Raw genomic sequence first — 2,895 nt, forward strand, 5'->3', positions numbered from 1 at the left:
GAGTTAAATAAAAAGGGTAGCACAATTATATATACAACTCATTATTTAGAAGAAGCAGAAATGCTTTGTAAAAGAATTATTATTATGGATAAAGGAAAAAGTTTAGTATCAGGAACAAAGGAAGAATTAAAATCTATGATAACTACATCAGAGAAGATGGTGGTTGGATTTTTAAATATTGAAGATGAAATAGTTAATAAAATAAAAGATATACCTCATGTAATAGATATAGAAAAGGATGATGAAAATTATGTTATAAAGTTTGAAAATGGCCTTAATAATTTATCTAATCTTTTAGAATTTATAAAGGAAAATAATCTAACTTATACAAAGCTTCATAGCCAATTACCTTCACTAAATGATGTATTCCTAGAGTTAACAGGAAAGGAGCTTAGAGACTAATATGAAAGGGATATTTAGAAATTGTATATATCAAGGGAAAAATTTGGTTAGAGATTTTGGGTTTACATTTTGGAGTTTAATATACCCGTTGATTATGGCAGTCTTTTTCTATATAGCCTTTAGTGGACTTATGGATATAGAATTAGAAGATATAAGTGTAGGAATAGGGGCTGACAGTTCTATTGGATATATATTAGAAAGTATAGATTTTATAAATGTTCATGAAATTTCCCAAGATGAAATAACAGAAAAGTTAGATAATGAAGAAATTCATGGTTTTGTAGATAATGATTTGAATATATTCGTAAAGAAGTCTGGAATAAATCAAACTGTTATAAAGGAAGTAGTAGAACAAATAAAACAAATGGAAAAATTAAATAGACCAATTGAAAACTATGATTTTTCAATAGATAATATATTAGATAGAAATCAGGAAGCAAACTCTGTAATTACTATTTTTTATTCACTAATTGCTATGGTTTCAACTTATGGAATTTATGCTGGAATTGAGACAGTCAATTTAATCCAAGCTAATTTATCTAATATAGGTGCTAGGATTAATATTACTCCATTAAAAAAAGATGAATTTTTATTGGCAGGAGTTATAGACTCACTATTATTAAACCTATTTTCAAATGGCGTATTGCTTATATTTATGAAATATGTTCTAAAGCTTAATCTATTTAAGGAAATAAAATATAGTACAATTTTTATAGTTTTAGGGAATTTATTCGGAGTTGCCCTTGGCATATTTATAGGTGCCTCTAACAAGAGAAATCAGGGTGAAAAAACTTTAATAGGTATAGCCGTTACGCTAATTTTATCTTTTTTCTCAGGTATGATGGGGCCCTGGATCAAAATTATGATTGATAAAAATGCTCCTATTTTAGGTAGAATAAATCCAATTTCTGTAATAACCAATAATCTATATAGGGTAAATCTTTTAGATAACACTGAAAACGTAGGTGAAGGAATTCTTATCTTGTTAGCTTATTGTATAATATTAATTTTCTCATCTTATGTATTTTTAAGGAGGAGAAACTATGACAGTATATAAATACTTTATTAAGATAGCATTAAAAAATAAAGGGGTTATTTTATCTTATACTCTCGTGTTTTTAATTATAGCAATGATAAATGGCTCCAACGCTATGGAAAAAGAAGGTCTTTTTACAGAGACCAAGGTAGATATAGGGATAATTGATAATAGTAATAGTGAGCTGTCAAAGGGCTTAAAGGATTATTTAACGGAAAAGAATAATATAGTTAATACTAAGTTAGATGAAGATTATATAAAGGAACAGATTTTTTTGGAAATAGCAGATGCTGTAATTATAATTCCTGAGGATTTTGATGAGAGAGTAATTAATAGGGAAAAGTCCATTGAAATTTATAAAGATGATAGAAAAGTCCAGTCTATGCAAATTCAAAATCAGATTAATAAATTTATTACTTTTGCTAATGCAACTTATGAAGACGGAAATTTTCATTTAGAGGATGTAAACCTAGCGTTAAAGGAAAAGGCTAGGGTAAAACTAATAGGAAGTAATAGTCAAATGAGAAGTTATAGTGCTGATGAATGGTTTAAATTCTATTATAATTTTACTGCTTATATATTAGTGGCTCTTTATATTTCAGTAATGGGCCTAGTAATGAAGGATTTTACAGATACTAATATAGAGCATAGAAGTAGAATATCTTCAAAAAAATTCTTAAAGATCAATATGGAAATATATTTAGGACAGTTAACAGTTGCAGCTATAATTACCCTAATATTTATATTAGGAAGTATTATTTTAAAAGGAAAATATATTAGGGAAATTAACTTTGGAAAATATTTAATTAATACAGTTGTTTTTTCATTTTCAATCCTATGTCTTACATTTCTAACTAATAATATTACAGATAATAAGTTTATTATAAATGGAATGTCTACAGTTATATCCTTAGGAACTTCATTTATATCAGGAGTAATGGTACCGCAACAGTTTTTAGGAGAGAATGTTCTTAGAATAGCAAAATTTTTCCCAACTTATTATTTTGTAAGGGTAAATGAAATGACAGTTAATTCTTTTTCAGATATAAGATATGAGATTTTTATGCAATTACTATTCGCTATAGCCTTTTTATTAATGGGCTTATACTTTAGTAAGGTACGACAAAGGGCATAAAAGATAAAATCATTGAGAATATTTAAAAACACCCTAATATTTATATATAGGGTGTTTTTAAGGAGAAAATTATTTTTTAGAAAGCAATAGGTCTTCCATGATATACAGATTCTAATATATTCTTCATGTCTTCAAATGAGGTTTCTCTTGGATTCGTAGGTGCATTGGTATCTAATATTAAATTTTTTGCCATATATTCTACTGTAGATTTAATTGATTAAGTCTACAAAAGCATTTGAAAATGATTCAAGAGGTACACTCTGCATTAGATAATAAGAATTAAGATTGATAAGATTGGAATATCTAATTCTGATTAATCCAT

At 26.9% G+C, this 2,895-nt stretch carries 3 protein-coding genes; all 3 read left to right on the forward strand.

The window, feature by feature from the left end:
- The coding region (locus tag VK071_13410; GenBank protein HLR36311.1) for a DUF4162 domain-containing protein at nt 1–402 on the forward strand (402 nt) is incomplete at its 5' end.
- 1 nt (nt 403) lies between these two features.
- Entirely contained in the window at nt 404–1,459 is a 1,056-nt protein-coding gene (locus tag VK071_13415; protein ID HLR36312.1) for an ABC transporter permease, read from the forward strand.
- A complete protein-coding gene (locus VK071_13420; protein ID HLR36313.1) occupies nt 1,446–2,573 on the forward strand; it encodes an ABC transporter permease in 1,128 nt (375 codons plus the stop codon). The genes VK071_13415 and VK071_13420 overlap by 14 nt, the downstream gene beginning before the upstream one ends.
- The last annotated feature ends 322 nt before the right edge of the window (nt 2,574–2,895 follow it).

Source organism: Tissierellales bacterium, from assembly GCA_035301805.1.
Classification (GTDB): domain Bacteria; phylum Bacillota; class Clostridia; order Tissierellales; family DATGTQ01; genus DATGTQ01.